At 67.4% G+C, this 1,814-nt stretch carries 2 protein-coding genes; one reads left to right on the forward strand and one right to left on the reverse strand.

Going from position 1 to position 1,814, the window contains the following annotated elements; all coding sequences use genetic code 11:
* A partial coding sequence (locus B128_RS0100055) for a hypothetical protein (RefSeq protein WP_018110274.1) occupies positions 1-265 on the reverse strand: 265 nt, incomplete at its 3' end.
* 40 nt (positions 266-305) lie between these two features.
* On the opposite strand from B128_RS0100055, the gene B128_RS0100060 reads away from it, so the two are divergent.
* The gene (locus B128_RS0100060; protein ID WP_018110275.1) at positions 306-1,616 is read left to right on the forward strand and encodes an MBL fold metallo-hydrolase; all 1,311 of its coding nucleotides are present in this window, start codon (positions 306-308) and stop codon (positions 1,614-1,616) included.
* Positions 1,617-1,814: the final 198 nt, after the last annotated feature.

Here is a 1,814-nt window from a genome sequence, read left to right on the forward strand (position 1 = left end):
CCAGGGACTGGTGGGAAGGGAAGGGGCCTTCCATCAGGTCCTGGAGTGAGGCCTCCGTCTCGCGGTAGGTGAGGTGGAAGAAGGCGCGGAAGAGAAGGAGGGCCAGGTAAAGGGCGTGGCTGTAGCGCCAGGGGCGGCCCCGCTTGCCTTTGGGGGTGGGAGGGGCCACCTCCCGGGCCAGGCGCAGGCAGTGTTCCAAGACCTCCTTGGGGCTTGCCTCCCTGCGAAGGAAGCCTCGCTTGCCCATCAGGAGAGAGATATACACCCGTCCTCCTGACCTTTGCAAGGCAAGCCCAGATAAGGGCATGCGCATCGTACCTTTTGGCGCCGCCCGGGAGGTGACGGGAAGCTGCCACCTCCTCCAGGCGGAAGGGCGGCGGGTCCTCCTGGACTGCGGCATGTTCCAGGGCCGGGAGGAGGCCAAGAACCAGGCCCCCTTCGGCTTTGACCCCAAGGAGGTGGACGCCGTGGTCCTCACCCACGCCCACCTGGACCACGTGGGCCGGCTGCCCAAGCTCTTCCGCGAGGGCTACCGGGGGCCGGTTTACGCCACCCGGGCCACGGGGCTTCTGATGCGGATTGTCCTCGAGGACGCCCTGAAGGTCATGGAGGAGCCCTTCTTCGGGGAGGAGGACGTGGAGGCGGTCTTCCACCACCTAAAGCCCCTGGAGTACGGGGAGTGGCTCCGCATGGGCGACCTCACCCTTTCCTTCGGCCAGGCGGGACACCTTCCGGGAAGCGCCTTCGTGGTGGCCCAGGGGGAGGGCAGGACCCTGGTCTACAGCGGGGACCTGGGCAACCGCCAGAAAACCGTCCTCCCCGACCCCTCCCCGCCCCCCAGGGCCGACCTGGTCCTCTCGGAGGGCACCTACGGGGACCGCGCCCACCGCCCCTTCCCCGCCACGGTGGAGGAGTTCCTGGCCATCCTGGGGGAGACCCTGGCCCAGGGGGGAAAGGTCTTCATCCCCTCCTTCGCCGTGGAAAGGGCCCAGGAAATCCTCTTCCTCCTCTACGAGAACGGCCACCGCCTCCCCAAGGCCCCCATTTACCTGGACTCCCCCATGGCCGAGCGGGTCCTGGCCCTTTACCCCCGGCTGGTGCGCTACTTCAGCGAGGAGGTGCAACAGTACTTCCTGGAAGGCAAGAACCCCTTCCGCCCCCGGAACCTGGAGGTGGTGGAGAGCGCCGAAGCCTCCAAGGCCCTCAGCCATGAGCCGGGCCCCATGGTGGTCATCGCGGGAAGCGGCATGCTCACGGGGGGGCGCATTCTCCACCACCTGAAGCACGGGCTTGCCGACCCCCAAAACGCCCTGGTCTTCGTGGGCTACCAGCCCCGGGGGGGCCTGGGGGCGGAGATCATCGCCCGGCCGGAGAGGGTGCGCCTTTTGGGGCAGGAGGTGCCCCTAAGGGCCAGCGTGCACACCCTGGGCGGCTTCTCGGGGCATGCCGGCCAGGACGAGCTCTTGGAGTGGCTTTCGGGCCAGCCCCGGGTGGTGCTGGTGCACGGGGAGGAGGAAAAGCTCCTGGCCCTGCGGGAAGCCCTGGCTCTCCGCGGCCAGCAGGCCAGCTTGGCGCGGTGGGGGGAGGGGGTGTCAATAAATCTTGCTTTGGGGTGAAGACTTGAAAGTCGCAAAGTGAAGCGTTATAATTAAGGAACAGTCCCCCTTTTCGGATATTCACCTGCGTACTCACCTCACGCCACCGCCCGCAACACCCGGGTGATGGGCAGACCCGCCTGCCCAAGAAGCTGGGCCACCACGCTCCAGGCCATCACCCAAGCTTCCACTTGCAGGGCCACCGCCTTCAGCCCCCGT

Source organism: Thermus igniterrae ATCC 700962 (assembly GCF_000376265.1).
In the GTDB taxonomy this organism is placed as follows: domain Bacteria; phylum Deinococcota; class Deinococci; order Deinococcales; family Thermaceae; genus Thermus; species Thermus igniterrae.

Bases quoted from the DNA above. Each gene is read 5' to 3' on its own strand.
- B128_RS0100060 (WP_018110275.1), top strand. From the start codon at position 306: ATGCGCATCGTACCTTTTGGCGCCGCCCGGGAGGTGACGGGAAGCTGC.